The 20283-nt window shown below is 73.6% G+C and carries 17 protein-coding genes and 1 pseudogene; 3 read left to right on the forward strand and 15 right to left on the reverse strand.

The features are described 5' to 3' along the window. The first annotated feature begins 358 nt into the window (after nt 1–358). The 3 genes from ACIGW4_RS02855 to ACIGW4_RS02865 all read left to right on the forward strand — a co-directional run bounded on the left by ACIGW4_RS02855 (nt 359) and on the right by ACIGW4_RS02865 (nt 4044). The gene (locus ACIGW4_RS02855; protein WP_399578068.1) at nt 359–1768 is read left to right on the forward strand and encodes a phytoene desaturase family protein; all 1410 of its coding nucleotides are present in this window, start codon (nt 359–361) and stop codon (nt 1766–1768) included. A 152-nt stretch (nt 1769–1920) separates the two neighbouring features. Beyond that, nucleotides 1921–2844 carry a serine hydrolase gene (locus tag ACIGW4_RS02860; protein WP_185094720.1) on the forward strand — a complete coding sequence of 308 codons (924 nt, stop codon included), beginning with the start codon at nt 1921–1923 and terminating at the stop codon, nt 2842–2844. A gap of 168 nt (nt 2845–3012) precedes the next feature. Then, complete coding sequence (locus tag ACIGW4_RS02865; RefSeq protein ID WP_123456897.1) at nt 3013–4044, forward strand: nitronate monooxygenase family protein; 1032 nt, start codon at nt 3013–3015, stop codon at nt 4042–4044. A gap of 120 nt (nt 4045–4164) precedes the next feature. Here ACIGW4_RS02865 and ACIGW4_RS02870 read toward each other — a convergent pair whose 3' ends face one another. The 15 genes and pseudogenes from ACIGW4_RS02870 to ACIGW4_RS02940 form a co-directional block, all read right to left on the reverse strand. Continuing rightward, the gene (locus tag ACIGW4_RS02870) at nt 4165–4878 is read right to left on the reverse strand and encodes an alpha/beta fold hydrolase (RefSeq protein ID WP_123456896.1); all 714 of its coding nucleotides are present in this window, start codon (nt 4876–4878) and stop codon (nt 4165–4167) included. A 172-nt stretch (nt 4879–5050) separates the two neighbouring features. Next, nucleotides 5051–5959 carry a helix-turn-helix domain-containing protein gene (locus ACIGW4_RS02875; protein ID WP_399578071.1) on the reverse strand — a complete coding sequence of 303 codons (909 nt, stop codon included), beginning with the start codon at nt 5957–5959 and terminating at the stop codon, nt 5051–5053. Between the two features lie 41 nt (nt 5960–6000). Next, nucleotides 6001–6852 (reverse strand): alpha/beta hydrolase, encoded by an 852-nt coding sequence (locus ACIGW4_RS02880; protein WP_359589626.1) that lies wholly within the window; start codon nt 6850–6852, stop codon nt 6001–6003. Between the two features lie 138 nt (nt 6853–6990). Next, nucleotides 6991–8238 carry a PucR family transcriptional regulator gene (locus ACIGW4_RS02885; protein ID WP_399578076.1) on the reverse strand — a complete coding sequence of 416 codons (1248 nt, stop codon included), beginning with the start codon at nt 8236–8238 and terminating at the stop codon, nt 6991–6993. Nucleotides 8239–8372: 134 nt separating this feature from the next. Further along, nucleotides 8373–10391, reverse strand: a complete 2019-nt coding sequence (locus tag ACIGW4_RS02890; protein ID WP_399578078.1) for a LuxR C-terminal-related transcriptional regulator — start codon at nt 10389–10391, stop codon at nt 8373–8375. Nucleotides 10392–10758: 367 nt separating this feature from the next. Further along, nucleotides 10759–11211: pseudogene (locus ACIGW4_RS02895) on the reverse strand (ATP-binding protein); the annotation flags it as partial. 59 nt (nt 11212–11270) lie between these two features. Beyond that, nucleotides 11271–11399 carry a hypothetical protein gene (locus tag ACIGW4_RS02900; protein ID WP_398706475.1) on the reverse strand — a complete coding sequence of 43 codons (129 nt, stop codon included), beginning with the start codon at nt 11397–11399 and terminating at the stop codon, nt 11271–11273. Next, on the reverse strand, nt 11396–12232 hold the full coding sequence (locus ACIGW4_RS02905; RefSeq protein ID WP_123456891.1) for an alpha/beta fold hydrolase: 837 nt from the start codon (nt 12230–12232) through the stop codon (nt 11396–11398). The genes ACIGW4_RS02900 and ACIGW4_RS02905 overlap by 4 nt, the downstream gene beginning before the upstream one ends. Nucleotides 12233–12364: 132 nt before the next feature. After that, nucleotides 12365–15121, reverse strand: a complete 2757-nt coding sequence (locus ACIGW4_RS02910) for an ATP-binding protein (protein WP_399578081.1) — start codon at nt 15119–15121, stop codon at nt 12365–12367. After that, nucleotides 15118–16005: a carbohydrate ABC transporter permease gene (locus ACIGW4_RS02915; RefSeq protein WP_399578084.1), complete on the reverse strand. Its 888-nt coding sequence runs from the start codon at nt 16003–16005 to the stop codon at nt 15118–15120. The genes ACIGW4_RS02910 and ACIGW4_RS02915 overlap by 4 nt, the downstream gene beginning before the upstream one ends. Next, nucleotides 16002–16967, reverse strand: a complete 966-nt coding sequence (locus tag ACIGW4_RS02920) for a carbohydrate ABC transporter permease (RefSeq protein ID WP_399578087.1) — start codon at nt 16965–16967, stop codon at nt 16002–16004. The genes ACIGW4_RS02915 and ACIGW4_RS02920 overlap by 4 nt, the downstream gene beginning before the upstream one ends. Next, nucleotides 16967–18298 carry an ABC transporter substrate-binding protein gene (locus ACIGW4_RS02925; RefSeq protein WP_399578088.1) on the reverse strand — a complete coding sequence of 444 codons (1332 nt, stop codon included), beginning with the start codon at nt 18296–18298 and terminating at the stop codon, nt 16967–16969. The genes ACIGW4_RS02920 and ACIGW4_RS02925 overlap by 1 nt, the downstream gene beginning before the upstream one ends. Nucleotides 18299–18400: 102 nt before the next feature. Continuing rightward, on the reverse strand, nt 18401–19126 hold the full coding sequence (locus ACIGW4_RS02930) for an alpha/beta fold hydrolase (RefSeq protein WP_123456886.1): 726 nt from the start codon (nt 19124–19126) through the stop codon (nt 18401–18403). 50 nt (nt 19127–19176) lie between these two features. After that, nucleotides 19177–19491 (reverse strand): GNAT family N-acetyltransferase, encoded by a 315-nt coding sequence (locus ACIGW4_RS02935; protein ID WP_123456885.1) that lies wholly within the window; start codon nt 19489–19491, stop codon nt 19177–19179. Nucleotides 19492–19537: 46 nt separating this feature from the next. Further along, complete coding sequence (locus ACIGW4_RS02940) at nt 19538–20275, reverse strand: GPR1/FUN34/YaaH family transporter (protein ID WP_398706464.1); 738 nt, start codon at nt 20273–20275, stop codon at nt 19538–19540. Nucleotides 20276–20283 lie beyond the last annotated feature (8 nt).

The raw sequence follows: 20283 nt of genomic DNA on the forward strand, positions 1-20283 counted from the left end.
GAACTGCCCGCTGCGGCCCTCAGCCGTCAGCGGCGCCGCCGTCCTCCCGGCCGGGTCCCCCGGTCCGTCGTCCGAGCCACCGGGCGAGGGGCTCGGCCGTCACGCCGTGGAGGATGACGCTGAGCAGGACCGTCGAGGCGGCGAGCCTCAGGACGAGGGCGGCGTCCTGCTCTCCCGGGGAGACCGTAGGCGAGGACCGCGAAGACGAGGGACGTGACCCCGCGCGGGCCGAGCCGGCCCATCACGTTCCGGCCGGTCCGCCGGGCCGCCCGGGAGTGCTTCGTGAGGAACGCCGCCCTGGGTATCGTCGGGCGGGACCGCCGGGACGTGCGCGCCCTCACGGGAAGGAAGCCGTCGCATGACGACAGCAGTCGTGGTCGGCAGCGGGCCCAACGGGCTCGCCGCCGCCCTCACCCTCGCCGCCGAAGGCGTGAGCGTCCGGGTCGTCGAGGCCGCGGACGTCCTCGGCGGCGGCGTCCGTTCCGGCGAACTGACCCTGCCCGGTCTCGTCCACGACGAGTGCTCCGGCATGCACCCCCTGGGGCCCGGCTCCGCCTTCGCCCAGCGGTTCGACCTGGCCGGGGCCGGGCTGAAGTGGCGCTGGGCACCGACCGAGTTCTCCCATCCGCTCGACGGCGGGCGCGGGGCCGTGGCCGTCCGCTCCGTCGCCGGGACGGCGGCCGGCCTCGGGGCGGGCGGCCCTGGCTGGAAGGCCGTCTTCGGCCCGCTCACCGAGCGGTTCGGCACCATCAGCCAGGAGTTCCTCCAGCCGGTCCTGCACCTCCCGCGCCACCCGTTCCACCTGGCCCGACTCGGCCTGTACGGCGGCCTGCCCGCCACGCTGCTCGCCCGGCGCTTCGGCTCGCCCGAGGCGCGGGCCCTGTGGATCGGCACGGCGGCGCACGCCTTCCGGCCGCTGGGCACGCCGTTCTCCTCCGCCATCGGGGTCGCCCTGACCACGGCCGCGCACGCCTATGGCTGGCCGGTCGCCGAGGGCGGTTCGGTCGGCATCCGGGACGCGATCGTCCGCCGCGCGACCGAGTACGGGGTGCGGTTCGAGACCGGCCGCCGGGTGACTTCGCTGGAGGAACTGGAGGCCCCGGACCTCGTCATGCTGGACACCTCGCCGTCCGCCGCCGCCCGGATCGCGGGGAACCGGCTGCCGGCCCGAGTGCGCCGGGCGTACACCGGGTACCGGCACGGGCCGGGAGCGTTCAAGGTCGACTACGCCGTCGAGGGCGGTGTGCCGTGGGCGCACGAGGGCTCGCGCTCCGCCGGCACGGTGCACCTGGGCGGCGGCGTCGCGGAGATCGCCGCCGCCGAGAAGGAGGTGGCGGCCGGCCGGATGCCCGAGCGGCCGTTCGTCCTCGTCGGCCAGCAGTACCTCGCCGACCCGACCCGCTCGGCCGGCGACGTGCACCCGCTCTACGCCTACGCCCACGTGCCGGCCGGTTACACGGGCGACGCCACCGGGGCGGTCACCGCGCAGATCGAGCGGTACGCCCCCGGCTTCCGGGACCGGATCCGGGCCACGTACGTGCGCACCACCACGGAGCTGAGCCGGCACAACGAGAACTACGTCGCCGGCGACATCGTGACCGGCGCCAACGACCCCCTCCAGCTGCTCTTCCGGCCGCGCGTGGCGCTCGACCCGTACGCCACGGGCATCCCCGGCGTGTACCTGTGCTCCGCCGCCACCCCGCCCGGAGCGGGCGCGCACGGCATGTGCGGGTACAACGCGGCCCGGCGCGCGCTGGCCCGCCTCTGATCCCACCGGGGCCGTCGGTCCGGCGCCCGCCGGAGGCCGGGACACCTGATTCCCCGATCTCGCCGGATTCGTACAACCATCCGCACCCCCTGGACGTCGTACACGGCGAGCACGCCGTACGCGTGTTCGTTTCGCTTCCAGGGGGGACCCACATGACTCACCGCATATCCCTGCGTGCCCGCGTGCTTCCGGCCGTGGCCGCCGCCGGGATGCTCGTGCCCGTCGTCGCCGGCGCGGCACCCGCTTCCGCCGCCACCGCGCCGCAGGTCGGCTGCACGTCCGGCAAGGCCGGGCTCGCCGCCAAGCTGCAGAAGGACATCACCGCCGCCCTCGCCACGCGCGGCGGCACCGTCGCCGTCGGCCTGCGCGACCGCACCACCAACACCACCTGTACCCTGCGCGCCACGACCTCGTACGACTCGGCCAGCGTCGTGAAGGTGACCGTCCTCGCCACGCTCCTGTGGGACGCCAAGAAGACCAACCGGTACCTGACCTCACGCGAGACCAGCCTCGCCACCGCCATGATCACCAAGTCCGACAACGCGGCCACCACCTCCCTGTGGAACCAGCTCGGCGTCACCAAGGTGAAGGGTTTCCTGGCGGCCGCGGGCATGACGACGACGGTGCCGGGGTCCGGCGGCTACTGGGGGCTCACCCGGATCAACGTCACCGACGAGCAGCGGCTGCTCTCGCTGATCACCGCCAGGAACACCGTCCTGAGCGACAACGCCCGCGCCTACATCCTCAAGCTCATGGGGAACGTCATCACCTCGCAGAGGTGGGGCACCCCGGCCGGTGCACCCTCGTCCGTGTCCAAGCACGTCAAGAACGGCTGGCTGCAGCGCTCCACGCGCGGCTGGCGCGTGCACAGCGTCGGCACGTTCCAGGGCGGCGGCCACGACTACACGATCACCGTGCTCACCGACGGCAACAGCACGATGAACTACGGCGTGAACACGATCCAGGCCGTGGCCAAGGTGATCCACCGGGATCTGTTCCCGACCACGACCGCCGCGTCCCGCTACACGCCGACCGCCACGCCCCAGGAGGCGTACGTCGCGGTGCCCCAGGGCTGACGCCCGATCGCGCGCAGAACCCGGGGCCCGCACCGAGACCGACGGTGCGGGCCCCGGCCGTGCCGCGTCGGTCCGGCATGCCTCGAACCGTCGCCCACGGGATGATGGGACGGAGGAGCGATCGGCCTGGCCTCGCGTCGGGGACGGCCGGAGCTTGAGGAGGTCGTGATGCTGACCACCCCCGTATGTCACCTGCTCGGTATCGAGGCACCCGTCGTCTGCGCGGCGTTCGGCCCCTGGGACGAGGTCGACCTCGCCGCGGCGGTGTGCCGGGCCGGTGGGCTCGGGAGCCTGGGCACGGCCCTGCGGAGCGCTCCGGAGCTGCGGGAGCAGTGGGCCCGGCTCCGGGAGCTGACGGACCGGCCCTTCGCGATCAACCACACGACGCGGCCGCTCGACGAGGACGCGTTCCGGGCCACGCTGGAGGAACGACCCGTCGCGATCTCCTTCCACCTGGCGGTGGCGCCCGATCTCGTCGCCCGCGCGCACGATGCCGGCATCCTCTGGATCCAGCAGGTCTCCGACGCCCGCCAGGCCGAGGAGGCGCTCGGGGCGGGTGCGGACGTGCTCGTCGCACAGGGCGGCGAGGCCGGCGGACAGGGCGGGGACGTCGCCACGATGGTCATGGTCCCCCAGGTCGTCGACATGGCGGGCGAGGTGCCCGTCGTCGCGGCCGGCGGGATCGCCGACGGCCGTGGTCTGGCGGCGGCCCTGACCCTGGGGGCCCAGGGCGTGCTGATGGGGACGCGTTTCCTCGCCTCGGAGGAGATGAGCGTGTCACGGGCGTGGAAGGACCGGATCGTCGCGTCCTCGGCCACCGACGCGGTGAAGGCCGTGGGCAGCGAGCGGATCCTGCCGCCGTTCAACCGCCCCGGCAGTTCCGGTGTGCCACGCGTCCTGCGGACCCCGCTGGTGGACGCCCTGCGCGAGCATCCCGAACGAGTGGACCCGGCCGAGACCGTTCCCCGGGTGCTGGCCGCGATCCGGTCCGGTGGCGGTGACGAGTACCTGCCCTTCAGCGGTCAGTCCGTGGCCCTGGTGCACGAGATACTGCCGGCCGGCGAGATCGTCCGCCGTACGGTACGGGAGGCCGAAGCGGCCCTGGCCCTCGCCGTCCGCGCCTACACCCCCTCACGGCCCGCCGGCCCGCCGGAAAGCGGAGCGGACGCTCCACTGGCCCCGGCCTCCTCCGATCTCTGAAGAGGCTTCCCCGGCGGACCGTCTCACGCCCTTCCGCCGGTGCCGGGCCGGCCGGTCGCGCGGCCGACCCGCGTGCCCGTGGGGAGCAGCTCCTCGGTTCTCCGCGTCGTGGTCCTCCGGTCAGCTCGTCGCCCGTACGGCGGCTCTGATCAGGTCGGCGACCCGTGCGGGCTCGGACAGGGCGACGGCGTGGGAGGCGTCCGGGAGTTCGACGACGACGGATCCGGCCCGTGCGGCGCCGAAGCGCTGGACCTCGGGGCCGATGGTGCGGTCCGCCCCGGCCACCAGGGCCCAGGACGGTTTCGTCCGCCACGCCGCCGCGGACGCGCTCTCGGTGAACGCGGCCGCGGCGAGCGGGCGTTGGGCAGCCGCCAGCACGCCGGCGACGTCCTCCGGCATGTCCGCCGCGAAGACGGAGGGGAAGGCCGTCTCCTCGATCGTGACCTCGACCGCGGAGCCGCCGTCGAGGAGCGGGTACGTCCACTCCTTCAAGTGGCCCGTCAGCGGGGAGTCGGGGAAGTCCCCCTGGAGGCGACCGAGGCTCTCGCCCTCGTGGGGCACGTAGGCGGCCACGTAGACGAGCCCCACGACGTTCTCCGCGGCACCGGCCACGGTGATCAGCGCACCGCCGTACGCGTGGCCGACGAGTACCGCCGGGCCCTCGATCTGCGCCAGGACCGAGGCGAGGTAGGCGGCGTCCGCGGTCAGGCCCCGGAGCGGGTTGGGCGGGGCGATCACCGGGATGCCGCTGCTCCGGAGTTCCGAGATGACGCCTATCCAGCCTGTCGCGTCGGCGAAGGCGCCGTGCACGAGGACGACGGTGGGGTTGGGCATGCGAGTTCTCTTCTCAGTGTCGGTCCGCGTGCGGGGCGTCGTCACGACGACGGTCGGGGCGCGGCCCGGAATTCGGCAGAGGTCCGTGCGACGGTTGCTCACGGTAGGGCCGGGGAGACGGCGCCTCTTGTCCCCGCGCGCCACCACGCTGTCATGACGGCGCACACGCGTCTCAGCGCCTCGGCTCGTCCCGGGTGCCGGGGTGCGTCGGGGCGAAGGCCGAGGTCGCCAGCGCCTGCCATTCGCTGGGGCTCATGCCGTAGGCGCCGCGGAAGGTGCGGCTGAAGTGCGAGGGGCTGCTGAAGCCCCAGCGGTGCGCCATCGCGGCCATGGTGATCCTCCGGTGGGAGCGGCCCAGTTCGAACCGGCAGGACTCGAGCCTGCGCTGCCGCACCCACTGGCTCACCGTGCTGCCGTCGTTCTGGAAGAGCTTCTGCAGGTACCGGACGGAGATGTGGTGGGCGCGTGCGATCGAGTCCGGTGACAGGTCCGGGTCCCTCAGGTGTTCTTCGATGTGGGCGCGGATGCGGGACAGCATCTCGTTGCCGGTGGCGGACGCGTCGTCGGCCTCGTCCGTCGTGTCCGCTTCGAGGAGCTCCATGACCAGGACGGAGAGGAGGTGGACGGCCGTCCTGGCACGCCGGTCCCCGATCGTGGACCGGCGGAACTCCGCCCTGGCCGCGAGCGCGGTCAGGAAGTCGGACGCCAGCGCCCCGATGCCCTCCCCGCCGCGCACGGGTACGCCGAGCACCCGGTCCAGTTCCGACTCCGTGACGCCCAGGTAGCAGCGGGGCACCCGGAAGAAGATCATCCGGCAGTCGGCGCCGAACTGCAGCAGGTGCCGTCGGGCCGGGTCGCAGAAGACCAGGTCGTTCGGCTCCAAGAGGGTTTCGGCGCGCTCGTGGACGACGGTGACGGGCCCACGGACGTGGACGCCGAGGTAGACGTGGTTCCGGTCGTTCGTGTCCGGCATCTCGGAGACCATCTGGACCAGCCACCCCGAGCGGGAGGGGGACGGGGCCGGATCGGACGCCTGCCGGGGCACCCGTCCGGGCGCGGGTGACGTCAGTGTGAGGCTCATGGGGGTTCCTGGTCGTGGGTTCGTGCGGGCGGAGGGCGGGTTCACGCCCCGTTCGCCGGCTCCTCGGCCAGGAACTTCTCCACCACGGCGTTGAAGGCCGGCGGGTTCTCCAGGAAGGGGAAGTGCGAGCTCGCCACGTCGGAGGCGAAGACGTGCAGGCGTGCGCCGGGAATCCGCTCGGCGACGAAGCGCTGGGAATCGGGGTGCACATGGCTTCCCTCGCAGCCGATCACCAGGGTCGGCACGTCGATCCGGGGAAGCACGTCGCGCCAGTCCTGCGCACAGTGGTCGAACAGCAGCGGTACGCCCGCGTGGGCGGGTGTCGACCGGATCTCCTCGGTGACGAAGGCCAGCACCTCGGGGTCGGGCTCGCCGGTGAACATGCCGCGCACGAAGTCGGCGAGGAACGTGTCGCCCTCCGGCCCCGCGAGTGCCGCGCCCAGGTACAACAGCCCCGACACGTCGAAGATGGCGCCGGAGTCCCGCTGTTCCCGCTCCGTCATCCAGGGCACGGCGGCGACCGCCGCGGGCTGGTCGACGGCGACGAGGCGCCGGATCCGGCCGGTCCCGTACTGGTCGACGAAGCTCCACCACACCGAGACGCCCATGGACCAGCCCAGCGCGTCGAAACGGTCCAGCCCGAGGTGGTCGACGAGTTCGAGCACGTCGCGGGAGAGCCGGGCGATGCGGTAGCCGTGACGCGGTTTGCCGGACTTACCGTGGCCGCGGAGGTCGACGGTGACGACGCGACGGCCGGGCGCGAGACCCTCGACCTGGTGGCGGAACATCGCCTGCGTCTGCCCCCAGCCGTGCAGCATCACCAGCGGGACGCCCTCGCCGCCGGTGTCCTGGTACGCGAGCCGCGCGCCGTCCGTCGTGATCAGTTCCTCCATGACCTCTCCCCTGGTCAGAGGCGGTGTGTCGGTCCCGCCCGTCCCGGACATCATCGAATGGGGCCCGTCGCCCGCACCACCGCGAGCTGTAGGAATCGGGCCGTGGATCCTCCTCGCTTTGTCGAAGCGGGTCCGCGGTCAGGCGGCCGCGTCGTCGCCCGGGGCGAGGAGCTCCTCGATCCTGAGGCCGAGGTGCAGGGTGAGCCGGTGGGCGCCGTCGTCGAGGTCGAATCCGGTGATCTCCTGGATCTGGCGCAGGCGGTAGTAGAGCGAGGTGCGGTGGATGCCCAGCGTGTCCGCGGTCCTGGGGATCGACCCCGCGTGTTCGAGGAAGCAGCGCAGGGTGTCCCGCAGGCGGTCGCCGCCGTGGGCCTCGCTCAGGGCACGGAGCGGCTTCGGGACCAGGGACGCGTTCAGGGCGTGCTCGGGGAGCTGGAGCAGCACGGCGAGTTCCCCGAGGAGTTCCCAGTCGCCGGCGCTCCTCAGGGAGGGCAGTCGGCGCGCCGCGCGGGCCGCCACGAGCGCCTGTTCGTACGAGGTCCATGCCTCGTCCAGGCCGGCGTGCCGACCGCCGACGCCGACCACGGGGTCGGCCGACGGGTCCAGGAAGGTGCGGAGTTCGTCGAGGATGCGGGCGGACTGGGCGGCGACCTCGTCCGGGCCCGGCGGCCGGTCGCGGAGTTGGAGCAGGATCGCCCGCTCCTTGCCGATCGCGATGAGGCCCTGGGCGGAGCGCGTCTGCCGGAAGCCCTCCAGCGCCGCCCACAGGGCGGCCTCGGACTGTCTCACGAGTTCCGTCCCGCAGCTCAGTTGGACGACGGTGACCAGGACGTGCTCCGCCGCCCCGATCAGCCCGAGTTCCTTGCCTCGCCGGCGCGCCGCGGTGCGTGCGGCGACGTCGGCGCCGACGAGTGCGAGGGCCAGGTCCCGCTCGTCGGCCTTCCGGGTGTCGGCGGCGATGTGCTCTCCGTACATCTGGGCGGCCATGGCGTCCGCGGCCCGGGCGATGGCGGTGGTCTCCTTCTCCTCCAGCGTCTTCTCGGGCACGACCACCACGAGCAGTCCGAGGAGGTGCCCGCGTTCGCGCAGCGGCACGACGTAGCGGGGCAGCAGTCCGAGGTCGTCACGCCCTTCGATGAACCCGGGCCTGGACCACTGGGTCACGCCCTGGGCGAGGACGTGGCGGATGGCCGCGTTGTCGGCGCGGCCCTGCAGCAGGGTGACGATGCGCACCGGGTCCTCGTCGCCGAAGTGGCGGCTCGTGCAGACCATGCGGACCAGCGGGTCGTCGACGGCGACGGACCGGCCGAGCCGCTCCGCGAGCTCGTCGACGAGTGCCTGGAGCTCGGGACTGCCGGGGCGGGCTCGCTGGAGCCTTGCGGTCATGCGCTGTTCCTCTCGATCGACCGTTCCCGCGGACTCCTCCGTTCCGCGGTTCTTGATCATTCTGAGGAGACGACGACGCCGGCACATCGCACGAATCGTTCATTGCCGTGACGCCCGCGTGGGATACGAAGCGACTACTCTCCGTGGTCGCGGTGCTTCACCAGCCGGGTCAGCTCCGCGCGCGAGGTGACGTCCAGCTTGGTGAAGGCCCGGCGCAGGTGCGAACTCACCGTGTGCGGCGAGAGGGAGAGCTCCTCGGCCGCCTGCCGGTTGGTCAGACCTCGGGCCACGAGCCGTACCACCCGTGTCTCCGCCGCCGTCAACTCGGGCCACGTGCCGTCGAGTCCGGCCGGCGCGGGCCGTCTGCGGACACCGGCGGCCCGCAGGCGCCGGCGCACCCGTGCGCCGTCCTGTTCGGCGCCCGCCCGCGCGTAGAGCGCGAGGGCCGTCTCGAAGTACGGCACCGCTTCGGGCCTGCGGGTGGCCGCCAGTTTGCGTCCCGCGTCCTCCAGCGCCCATGCCCGCGCCAGCACCCGGGGGCAGTCCTCGTACAGCCGGACGGCGCGTACGAGAGGGCCGAGGTCGTTGTCCAGGAGCCCCCGGGCGTGCGCGGCGGTGGCGGCGAGGAACGTGAGGTCGGGATTGAGCACGGCGCGCCGCTCGGCCAGGGCGACCGCCTGCACGGCCCGTTCGTGCGCGCCGGCGCGCAGCGCGAGACGGACGAGCACCGGGGCGTCGGCGGGGTCGATCAGGCCGGCGTAGGCGGGCCGGTCCGCGGCGGGTGACGTCATCACCTCGTCGAGTTCGGCCATGGCACGGTCGGGCCGGCCTTCGAAGTCGGCCATCAGTGCCAGCATCCAGGAGCCGAAGTGCCGGACGACGGGCGCGCCGTCGCTCCGCATCCGCCTCGCCTCCGCCGCGTGCGCTCGTGCGGCCGACCGGTCGCCGGTGTGCAGGGCGACGCGCATCATCACGTACCGGCTCGTGACGTCGGCGAGGTTGCCCGGCCCGGGACCGTCGGTCGCCTCGGACGCGGCTTCGGCGTCGGCCCGGGCGTCCGTCAGCCGTCCGGCTTCCAGAAGGACGCGGGAGCGGGTCATGCGCCACATGCGGGTGGCGGCCGTCCGGCCCTGCTCCCTGGTGAGCCGGATGCCCTCCTCCGTGGCGGCGAGCGCCTCCGCGGTGCGTCCGGTGGTGTGCGACAGGAGGGCGTGCCACAAGGCCTCCGGCACCCACAGCGAGGTGCTGACGCCCAGGGCGTCGGCCAGCGCGGCGGACCGCTCGGCCTGCCGGAACGCCTCGGTCAGGTCCATCCGGTGGAAACCGACGGCCGAACGGACCGTCGTCAGCGTGGCCTCGGCGGTGCGGTCCCCCGCCGCCGCCGCGGTCTCCCACGCCTCCGCGGCGACCTGCTCGGCCGCCGCGTGCTCGCCCGACATCGACAGGCCGACGGCGAGCATGGCGAGCAGTCGGCCCCTCGCGGCCACGGAGATCCCGGGCAGTGCCGCCCCGGCGCGGGCCTGCCGGACCGCCTCGGAGAAGTCGAACGGTACGGCGAGGCGTGCCAGGGCGAGGCGTATGCGCGCCTCGTCCTCGGGTCCGAGGCCGCCGGCCGCCAGGGCGGAGGTTCCCAGCTCGTGCGCCTGGGCGGCCCGGCCCGTCTGCCAGAGCAGCGGGATCGTCTCGGCGATGATCCGCGGGCGCTCCGGAGCGTCCGTCGGGGTGAGCTCCAGGGCCTTGAGACCGCGTTCGGCGGCCGGTCCCGGAGCGGTGGCCGCGAGTTCCGCCGCTTCGGTGCGCAGCCGGTCGGCCTCCGCGGCGTCTCCGGGGCCCGCCGGCGGCCCGGGGCGGGCGGCGGGGGAGGCCGCGCGTCCCGCCGGCGGCCCGGTGACCTGACGGCGAAGGGCCTGACGCAGGGGCAGGGGGAGTCCGGCTTCGACCGCCTCGCGGATCAGGTCGTGGCGGAACGCGAGGCGGTCGCCGCTCTCGGCGAGCAGGTCGGCGTCGAGGGATTCCCGTACGGCGGTGATGAGTGCCGCCGAGGGCCTGCCGAGCAGTTCGGCCAGCAGTGCGACGGTGACCGGGCCGTCCACGGCGGCTGCCGTCTGCACCAGTTCCCGTGCCTCGGCGGACAGTTGGTCGAGGCGGCGCACGACGGAGGGGAGTTCCCGTGGGGCGGGGGGGGCCGGCCGGCAGTGCGGCCGTGCCGTTCTCGATCGTCACCTCCTCCTCCCGCAGCGAACCGAGCAGTTCGACCAGCAGCTGGGGCACTCCCTCGGCGCGGTGGGCGAGGCGGAGGACGTCCGGGTCGGGAGGGGCGCCCAGGACGTCCTCGGTGATCCGGGCGATCGCCCGGTCCCCCAGCGCTCCGAGGACCAGCTCGTGTGCGCCCGCCTGACGGATCCTGTCCAGGGTCGTCCGGACTCCCGGCGGCACGCTGCCGCCGCGCACGGCGACCAGCCACAGGATCGGGTGCGACGAGAGTCCCGCCGCGAGGGTGTGGAAGGTGAGGAGGGTCAGGTCGTCGCACCACTGGAGGTCGTCGAGGACGACGAGCAGGGGTCCGTTCCGAGCCGCCTCCCGCAGGCGGTCCCCCAGTTCCTGAAGCAGCCAGAACCGCTGGCCGGGTGTCGTGGCGAGGTCCCGGAGGCGTTGGGCGCCCGACAGCGGTTCCTCGCCGGCGAGTACGCCTTCGAGGAGCGGGCCGAGCGGCACGAACTGTTCGTCGGGGTCCGCCGCCCCCTCGAACACCCGCGTCCCGCGCCGCCTCGCGGCCGTCGCGGCCTCCGCGAGGATCCTGGACCTGCCGATCCCGGCGGGCCCCTCGACGCGGACGATCCCGCCTTCGCCCCGGTGGAGCGCGTCGAGCCGCGCCCCGACGAAGGCCAGTTCGGCGTCCCTGCCGCGGAGGGGTGTCCGTACGCCGTCGAGCTCCTCGGGCACGGTCCTCGTCGTCACTCGGTTCACGCTCATACGGCGGAACAGTATGAACCACGCGCGGCCCCGGGCCGTCGCCCGGCCCGGGGCCCGTCTCAGTCGAAGCGCGGGTCGGCGAGTCGCCGTTCGAGGACCGTGACGTCGTCCTCGGGCTCCTCCCCCACCGGGCGCGCCGCCATGGGCGGGGCGAGCCCGGCGCCGGCGGGTCGACAGTGCGGCGTCACTTCGCCAGGAAGGCGAGGAGGGCCGTGTTGACCTCCTCGGCGTGGGTCCACAGCAGGCCGTGCGGGGCGCCCTCGATCTCGACGTAGTCGGCGGACGGAAGGGCCTTGTGGAAGGGGCGCGCGGTGCCCTCGGCGGGCAGGATGCGGTCGGCGGTGCCGTGCAGGATCAGGGCCGGCACGTCGACGGCGGGGATGTCGGCGCGGAAGTCGGTGTACCAGGTCGCCGGCGCGGCGGAGGCGGCGAAGGAGCCGCCGCGGGCCGCGGTGTCCCAGCTGTTGCGGACTGCCTCCTCGCTGATGCGGGTGCCCAGGTTCTCGTCGAGGTTGTAGAAGTCCTGGAAGAAGGCGGTGTAGTAGGCGTAGCGGTCGGCCTTCACCGCGGCGACGACTCCGTCGAAGAACTCCTTCGGGGCGACGCCGTCCGGGTTGTCGTCGGTCTTGAGCAGGCAGGGCTCCAGCGAGGCGAGGAAGGCGACCTTGGCGACGCGGGCGGAGCCGTACGTGGCGACGTAGCGGGCGACCTCGCCGGTGCCCATGGAGAAGCCGACGAGGACGGCGTCGTTCAGGTCGAGGGTCTCCATCACGGTGTTCAGGTCGGCCGCGAAGGTGTCGTAGTCGTAGCCGGTGGTCGGCTGCGAGGACTGGCCGAAGCCGCGGCGGTCGTACGTGATCACGCGGTATCCGGCGTCGAGCAGCGCGGCGCTCTGGCGCTCCCAGGAGTGGCCGTCGAGCGGGAAGCCGTGGATGAGGACGACGGGCCGGCCGGTCCCCTGGTCCTCGAAGTACAGCTCGACGGGGTTGGTGTTCTCCTGGCCCACGGTGATGTACGGCATGGGGGTTCCCTCGTTTCGGGTGGACTGGTCCGCGCGTCGGAGCGGCGCGGCACGCCCGTCACGCTAGGACCGGTCCCGCGCCTCCTGTTGCCGTACCGCGCACCGCGCCTTGCACGGGGGCGCAGAGGTGGCTCAGTCGTCGGCGGCCGTTCCGGCGTCGTCCTCCGCGAGGACGATCCGGGCCAGGTGGACCCTGGAGCGCACCGCGAGCTTGCGGAAGATCGACGCCAGATGGGTGTTGACCGTGTGCGGGGAGACGACGAGGGCCTCCGCGGCCGACCGGTTGGTGTGACCCGCGGCGATCAGCCGGGCCACCTTGCGTTCCGAGGCGGTGAGCGCCTCCCAGCCCTGGTCGGGGCGTGGCCGCAGGCGTCCGGTGCGCCTGCCGGGCCGGTCGGCGGCCCGTTCCTGATCGGCCCGGAGACGGTCGGCCTCCGCGTCGGCCCCGGCCCGGACGTAGATGTCGTGCGCCCTGGTCAGGGCGGATGCCGCGGTGGGGTCGCCGGCCGTGCGGAGCGCGCGCCCGAGGTCGGCGGACGCGGCGGCGAGGGGCAGCGGCCGGGGGCCGGTGAGGAGGACGCGGACCGCCCGCTCCAGGAGTCCCCGGTCGCCGTTCACCAGGGCGGCCGCGTGGGCGGCCGTCCCCCGGGCGGTCGGCACGGCGGGGTTGCGGGCGGCGTGGGCGGCGGCCTGGGCCGCGAGGTCCTCGGCCAGGCTCCGGTCCCCGCCGCGCAGGGCGATCCGCACGGCCTGGACGACGTGCGGGCGCAGGAGCCGCCACCGGAGGAAGGGGTGGTCCCGCTGCGCGGAGCGGAGCCGTTCGGCCGCCGTCGCGTGGTCGCCGTCGGAGTCGGCGACGACGGCCTCGAAGTACTGGTGCGTGGCGTGGTTGCCCGTGTTCGGCCGGTCGGCCACGGCCGTCCGCACGACGTCCAGGTGTGCCCGCGCTGCTGCGCGGTCGCCGCGCAGCAGCGCGAGGAGACCGCGGTTGACGCGGATGTTGACCAGGTTGCCGGGCACGCGGAGGTCCGCTTCGAGCCGCTCGGCGGTGACGAGGTCGGCGTCCGCGTCGTCGAGCCGGCCGAGTCCCATGTTCAGGGTTCCCTGGGCCCAGATCAGCATCGCGGGGCGCAGGGGGGCGTCTCCCGCCGTCCGGAGCAGTCGCCGTACGGTGTCGAAGTCGTCCATGTGGATCCGGGCGACGGCCTCCTCCGCGAGGAAGGCCGTGTCGAACACGCTCAGCGCCGTGTGGTGTTCGACGGCGGCGGCGCAGTCGCCGGCGTTGAGGGCGATCTCGCCGAGGCCCCACAGCGCGAGGACGCGGGCCTCCCGGTCACCGGACCGCTCCGCCTCGGCGAGCGCCCGTTCGCCGGTCTCGCGAGCGGCGTCGAGGTCGCGCCCGCGGGACCGGGCCAGGGCCTGCCGGGCGGTGAGCCGGGCGCGGATCGCCGGTTCGGTGACGGCCGCCAGCGCCGCCGTCGAGCGGCGGGTCAGCTCGTGGACGTCGTCGAGGTGCCACAGCGCGTCGCCGAGTACGGACTGCAGACGGGCGAAGACGTCCAGGGGCGGCCGCCGGGCGAGCAGCGCGTCGCCGGTCTCCCGTGCCCGGGTGTACCGGCCCGCGCGGGTCAGCGCGACGACGGCCCGTTCTCCCACGTCGAACACCATGGGCGCGTGCGGCGGTACGAGTTCCAGGGCGCGTACGGCCAGGTCGGCGGCGAGACCGGGCATCACGGCGATCACGTCCGCGGCGGCCGTGCCGAGCAGCCCGATCGCCTCCTGGTCGCCGGGTTCGGCGCTCTGCAGCAGATGCGGGACCGCGTCGGCGGGGCTCCGGCCCGCCGCGACGAGCCGGGTCGCGGCCTCCCGGTGCAGCGCCCGGCGTACGGAGGGGGCGAGGTCGGCGTACACCGCCTGGCGGAGCAGGTCGTGGCGGAACCGGAGGCGTTCGCCGTCGTCGTGGAGGAGTGCGGCGGCGATCGTCTCGTCCACTTCGGAGCTGAGTCCGGAGGCGGGCCGGCCGCACAGGGCGGCGGCGTCCGCGAGCGAGAACGCGGGGCCGAGCACCGAGCCGATCCGCAGGAAGTGGAGGGTGTCCGGCCGGAGGCCGGCCAGCCGGCCGCGTACGCCGAGGACCAGCCGCTCGGGCGGTTCCGGCCCGTCCGCGCCCGACGCCGCGATGCCCGAGAGCATCTCGGCCGCGAGGAAGGGGTTGCCTCCGGCCCCGTCGAGGAGCTCCTCGACCCGCGCCGGCACGTCTCCTCCGAGGACGTCGCGTGCCAGCTCGGCCAGGGCCGTCGCGGACAGCGGCCGCAGGGGGAGGGTCGTCGTCCGCGGCCCCTGCGCGTACGGTTCCGGGTCGTTCCTGCCCGTGAGCAGCCAGAGGACCGGGGAGCTGAGCAGCCGTGCGGGCATGACGCTCAGGGCGAACCGGCTCAGCGGGTCGGCCCAGTGGACGTCGTCGACCGCGATCAGTACGGGCGTGCCCGCCGAGCGCTCCTCGATCAGCTGGGCCAGCCGTTCGACGAGCCAGATGCGCTGGTCGTGGTGGCCCGCGAGGTCCGCGAAGTCCGTGCCGGACAGCAGCGGCGGGTCGCCGTGCAGGAGGCCCGAGGCCAGGGAGGCGAGCGGTGCCAGCTCGTGCAGTTCCTCGGCTCGTCCGTGGCTGACGAGGAATCCGTGGGCCCGTGCGATCGAGACGGTCTCCTGCAGCAGGACGGTCTTCCCGATGCCGGGCTCGCCCAGGAGCAGCGCGGTCGCTCCTCCCTCGCCGTCGCGCACGGCCTCGACCAGGGCGCGCAGCCGCTCCAGTTCGGCTTCGCGGCCCCGCAGTCCGGGCCGGCTCAGCCCCGCCGCCGCGGCTGGCTCCTCGGGCCGGCCGGGGCTCATCCCTTGACCGATCCGGCGAGCAGTCCCCGTGCGACGTGCCGCCGGAGGGAGAGGAAGACGAGCAGCGGAACGAGCGCCGCCACGAAGGCTCCCGCGGTGAGCCGCTGCCAGTCGCCGCCGTACGTCCCGGCCATGTTCGCCAGTCTGACCGTCATCGGCGCGGTCTCGGCCGTTCCGCCGGTCAGGGTCAGTGCCACGAGGAGGTCGTTCCACACCCAGACGAACTGGATGACGGCGAAGCCGACCAGGGCGGGGCGGGCCAGCGGCAGCACGATCCGGAGCAGCAGCGTCCCGTGGGAGGCGCCGTCGACGCGGGCGGCCTCGACGAGGTCCCGGGGCAGCCCCGCCAGGAAGTTGTGCAGGAGGAACACCGCGAACGGCAGCGCGAAGACCGTGTGGGCGAACCAGACCTGGCCGAACCGCGCGGGGCCGGTGAGGTGCCACGCGGGCAGGAACAGCCAGCCCTGGGAGAAGAGCTTCAGGAGGGGGACGAGCGCCATCTGGAGCGGCACCGCCTGGAGCGCGAAGACGCCGACGACGAGCGCGTCCCGGCCCCTGAAGTCGATCCAGGCCAGGGCGTACGCCGCGAAGAAGGCCAGGACAAGCGGGAACAGCACCGAGGGGAGGGTGATGACGACGGAGTTGACGAAGTACTCCGCGAGCCGCCCCGACCCGTTCCCGCCGCCGGACAGCACCTCGCCGTAGTTGTCGAGCGTGAGGTGCGGCGCACCGAACAGGGTCCACCAGCCCGTCGTCCTGGTCTCCTCCTCGGGACGGAACGAGGAGAGCAGGAGACCGAGGGCCGGTGTCGTCCAGAGGACCGCGATCACCACGGCGACCGACGTGAGGGCGCGGGAGGCCAGGCGCTCCCGGACTCCGTTCACCCCGCCCTCCGCCGCGCCCGGACCTGGTGGGCGACGAAGGGGGTGACGAGGGCGAGGAGGAGCACGGCGAGCGCCGCGCCGCGGCCCGTCTCCCCGTAGCGGAAGGCCTGGTCGTACATCTCGTGGGCGACGACGCCCGTGCCGAACTGTCCGCCGGTCATGGTCCTGACGATGTCGAAGGCCTTGAGGGTGCCGATCGCCTGGGCGAGGAGCACGACGAGCAGCGTGGGTCTGATCGACGGCAGGATGATCCGCCGGAGGATCTGCCGGGGGGACGCGCCGTCGAGTCGGGCCGCCTCGGTCAGCTCACCGGGGACGGCCCTGATCGCTCCGGCCAGCAGGACGGCCGCGAAGCCCGCCTGTGTCCACACCGTCGCCACGACGAGGAACAGGACGTTCCAGGGAGAGTCGACGAGCCACTGCCGCGGTTCGCCGCCGAACGCGACGACGAGCCGGTTCAGCAGTCCGATCTGCTCGGCCCCGGCGGGACGGTAGGCGTAGACGAACTTCCAGACGACGCCCGCGCCGACGGAGGAGACCGCCATCGGCATCAGGAGGAGGGACAGCGCGAACGTCCTGAACCGCGACCGTACGACGGCCGCCGCGTAGAGGAGGCCGACCGCGGTCGCCGTCAGCGGCACCAGCACCACCCACGCCAGGGTGTTGCGCAGCGCCACCAGCGCCCGGGGGTCGGTGAACAGCCACACGTAGTTGTCGAGGCCGGCCCACGCGTCTCCCCCGCCGTCGGTGAACGACAGCGCCAGGGTGCGCAGAGCGGGCAGGAGGAGACCGACCGTGAGCAGCAGCAGCGCGGGGGCCAGCAGGATCAGGGCCGCGGCCCTCCTCCGTACCGGCCCCCGGTGCAGCGCGAGGAGGACCAGGGCGACCACCGCCGCGAAGGCGGCGACGCCCTGGAGCAGATAGAGCAGTTTGGGCTGCTGGGCGACAGCGTCGAACGACATCAGCGGCTCGGCCAGGACCGTTCGATGGAGCGGGCGACCTGCCGGGTGCTCGCGCCGCCGATCCAGTCGACGGCTCCCTTCCAGAACGTCCCCGCGCCGACCGACGCGGGCATCAGGTCCGAGCCGTCGAACCTGAACTGTGTCCCGGGGTCCTGGAGCAGCTGGATCGAGAGCCTGTCGACCGGGGTCGCGGCGTTCGCCGGGTCCGCTCCCCTGTTCGCCGAGACGAACGGGCCCTTCCTCATGCGCGCGTTCGCGAAGTCCGCGGAGGCCAGGTACTCCTGGAACGCCCGCACTTCGGGGCGGTCGGCGAACGCCGCGGTGAACACCCCACCGCCCAGTACGGGGCGGTCGGCCGGTGCGGCCCCCGGCAGGAGGAAGGCGTAGACGTCCTTGTCCGGTCCGATCTCGGTGCCCTCGGGCCACAGGTCGGCGTAGAACGAGGCCTGGCGGTGCATCGCGCAGTCGCCGGAGAGGATCGGTGTGCCGGCCTCCTGGAAGGAGATCGACGCCATCGACCGGGCCGGGCCGAAGCCGCCGTTGGCGTACCGGTCGTTCTTGAGGACGGATCCCACGGTGTCCATGGCCTTGATCACCCGCGGGTCGTCGAACGGGATCTCGTGGGCGACCCACCGGTCGTAGACACCGGTGCCCTGCTGGCGCAGCAGGACGTCCTCGATCCAGTCCGTCACGGGCCAGCCGGTCGCCTCGGCGGACTCGATGCCCGCGCACCACGGCTTGACGCCCGACGCCGCGACCTTCTCGGTCAGGGCCATCAGCTCGGACCACGTGCGGGGGACGCTCAGTCCCCTGTCGCGGAAGAACTTCGGGGAGTACCAGACGAACGACTTCACGTTCGCGACCAGCGGCGTGCCGTAGAGGGTGCCGTCGACGGTCGCGTAGCCGTTCCAGTCGGCCGACCAGCCCTGCTTCGCGAGGGTCACGAGTCCGGCGCTCGCGGGCTTGAGCCTCCCGTCCCGCGCGAAGCGTTCCAGGAGTCCGGGCTGGGGGAAGAAGGCCACGTCGGGCGCGTTCCCGCCCTCCACCCGGACCTGGATCCGGGCCTCGAACTCCCCGTCCCCCTCGTACTGGACGTCGATTCCCGTGCAGTCCGCGAAGTCCGCCCAGGTCTCCTCGAACAGGTCGGCCTCCCGGTCCCGGTTCTCCCCGTAGACGGTGACCTCGGTGCCGGGGTGCTTGCCGTACCGGGCGTACCGGCCGCAGTCCGCGGTGGTGTGCGACCGCGGGGCGCTGTCCTGCGGAACACCGCAGGCGGCGGCGAGGGCGGCGAGGGTGATGACGGCGAGCGCGGACCTCGCGCCGAACCTCATGGGTGTGTCTCCTCCGATCGCCCGCCGAAAGGTTCTCGGGGGCGGTCAGAAGCTATCAGCGCTCGAACACATCGACTAATCGCCCCATCTCGAACGATCGGGTCAGCGGGCGGTGGACCGGACCGCGTCCAGGATCAGCTCCACCACGGCCCCGGGCCGGGAGAGCATGACCAGGTGGGAGGAGTCGACCTCGACGGTGGTCATGCCGGCGCGCTCGTAGCCGTAGCGCTCCACGTCGGGGTTGATGGTCCGGTCGGAGGAGGCGACCAGGCCCCACGAGGGCTTGGTCCTCCACGCCGCGACCGGTGCCTTCTCCGTGAAGGCCCGGGCGGCCAGGGGGCGCTGGGAGACGGCGAGCACCGCGGCGAGCTCGGGCTCGACGTCGGCCGCGAACAGTTCGGGGAAGCGGTCGACCGCCACCGAGACGTCGGTGCCGGTCTCGGTGGAGCCGGCCACCGGGAACGGGGTCCGGACGAGTGCGTCGGCGAGGCCGGAGTCGGGGAAGCGGCCCTGCAGCTCGCCGAGGCTCTCGCCCTCCTCCAGCGCGTAGCCCGCGAGGTAGACCAGGGCGCGGACGTTGTCCTCCGCGCCGGCGAGGGTGATGACGGCGCCGCCGTAGGAGTGCCCCACCAGGACCACCGGGCCGTCGACGGCCCGTATCACCGAGGCGATGTACGCGGCGTCGTCGACGAGGCCGCGGTTGGGCACCGCCGGGGCCACCACCGCCATGCCGGCGGCGGTCAGTTCGGGGATGACGCGGGCGAAGCCGGACGCGTCGGCGAAGGCGCCGTGGACCAGGACGACGGTGGGGCGGGCGTGTCGGGGCACGGGAGAACTCCTCGGTGGGTGGCGGGGGCGGGAGGTGGTGTCGGGGCGTCTCAGAGACCGAAGCGGGCGCGGCGCGCCTCGGGCACCAGGTCGGCGTATGCGGGGTGCTTGCCGATCCAGCCCCGGATGAAGGGGCAGTACGGCAGGACGCGCAGCCCGCGGGCCCGGGCGTCGTCAAGGGCGCCGCGGGCGAGCAGCCCGCCGAGGCCCTGGCCGCCGAACCGGGGATCGATCTCGGTGTGGATGAAGGCGATCTCGCCCTCCGAGAGGTGGTACTCGGCGAAGCCCGCGGTCTCGGTGCCGTCGTCGCCGGCGAGGATCTCGTACCGGGACTTCTCGGGCCGGTCCGTCACCTGCGGTTCCATGGGTGCTCCTGTGCGGTCGTGATGTGACGTGGTGGGTGGGTCGGGGTCAGAGCGTGCGGCGCACGCCGGCCTGGCGTTCCAGGTTGCGGAGTTGGACGGCCAGGTCGCCTTCCACGGCGAGGTGGGCGGGGCCGCTGCGGCCGATGGGCAGGACCTGCTCGCTGCGCATGTCCTCGAGCATCAGGGCGAACGCCGTGTACATCGCGACGAGCGCCACCACGAGGCCGAGCGCGCCGGACGTGCGCGTCAGCCATTCCGCGCCGGTGACGCCCGCGAGTCCGGTGGAGGCCCAACGGGGCAGGGAGGCCGCGAGCACGAACCACAGCGCGCGCTTGGGCCGGGTCACGGCCGTCATCAGCGCCCCGAAGCAGAGGAGCGCCAGGTTGAACACGCCGAGGACCCGAAGGCCGTCGGGTGCGCCGCTGAGCATGACGAGCGAGTACGGCAGCCAGCTGCCGGCGAACACCGCCATCAGCGTCGCCGCGATCACGTCACGGGCGCCGAAGGCCAGGACGCTCACCAGGAGTTGGAGGACGAAGGCAGGCAGCACGGTGAAGGCGACGGCGGCGCGGGCTTCCTCGTCGAAGAGCCCGAGTTGGAGGCAGCCCGTCATCACGGAGGCGATGGCTATTGTGAAGAAGCCGAGCGGCATGGGCGAGGCGATGGGGCGCAGGTTGATCCGGGTCATCGACCGGAGGTCCGGCTCGAAACGGCGTTCCGGGGGAACGTCCGGCGGAGTCGCCGGGGTGTCGCCGCCGTCGGCGGCGGGGGAGGCTGCGGTCATCGGGTGGA

Origin of the sequence: Streptomyces sp. NPDC053513, assembly GCF_044544765.1 — a bacterium.
Lineage (GTDB): Bacteria > Actinomycetota > Actinomycetes > Streptomycetales > Streptomycetaceae > Streptomyces > Streptomyces litmocidini.

What these genes read in the sequence shown, in the direction of transcription:
- ACIGW4_RS02925 (WP_399578088.1), bottom strand. Translation starts at nt 18,298, where the DNA reads ATGAGGTTCGGCGCGAGGTCCGCGCTCGCCGTCATCACCCTCGCCGCC.
- ACIGW4_RS02875 (WP_399578071.1), bottom strand. Translation starts at nt 5,959, where the DNA reads ATGAGCCTCACACTGACGTCACCCGCGCCCGGACGGGTGCCCCGGCAG.
- ACIGW4_RS02905 (WP_123456891.1), bottom strand. Translation starts at nt 12,232, where the DNA reads ATGCCGTACATCACCGTGGGCCAGGAGAACACCAACCCCGTCGAGCTG.
- ACIGW4_RS02920 (WP_399578087.1), bottom strand. Translation starts at nt 16,967, where the DNA reads ATGTCGTTCGACGCTGTCGCCCAGCAGCCCAAACTGCTCTATCTGCTC.
- ACIGW4_RS02935 (WP_123456885.1), bottom strand. Translation starts at nt 19,491, where the DNA reads ATGGAACCGCAGGTGACGGACCGGCCCGAGAAGTCCCGGTACGAGATC.
- ACIGW4_RS02855 (WP_399578068.1), top strand. Translation starts at nt 359, where the DNA reads ATGACGACAGCAGTCGTGGTCGGCAGCGGGCCCAACGGGCTCGCCGCC.
- ACIGW4_RS02880 (WP_359589626.1), bottom strand. Translation starts at nt 6,852, where the DNA reads ATGGAGGAACTGATCACGACGGACGGCGCGCGGCTCGCGTACCAGGAC.
- ACIGW4_RS02860 (WP_185094720.1), top strand. Translation starts at nt 1,921, where the DNA reads ATGACTCACCGCATATCCCTGCGTGCCCGCGTGCTTCCGGCCGTGGCC.
- ACIGW4_RS02870 (WP_123456896.1), bottom strand. Translation starts at nt 4,878, where the DNA reads ATGCCCAACCCCACCGTCGTCCTCGTGCACGGCGCCTTCGCCGACGCG.
- ACIGW4_RS02865 (WP_123456897.1), top strand. Translation starts at nt 3,013, where the DNA reads ATGCTGACCACCCCCGTATGTCACCTGCTCGGTATCGAGGCACCCGTC.
- ACIGW4_RS02910 (WP_399578081.1), bottom strand. Translation starts at nt 15,121, where the DNA reads ATGAGCCCCGGCCGGCCCGAGGAGCCAGCCGCGGCGGCGGGGCTGAGC.
- ACIGW4_RS02885 (WP_399578076.1), bottom strand. Translation starts at nt 8,238, where the DNA reads ATGACCGCAAGGCTCCAGCGAGCCCGCCCCGGCAGTCCCGAGCTCCAG.
- ACIGW4_RS02940 (WP_398706464.1), bottom strand. Translation starts at nt 20,275, where the DNA reads ATGACCGCAGCCTCCCCCGCCGCCGACGGCGGCGACACCCCGGCGACT.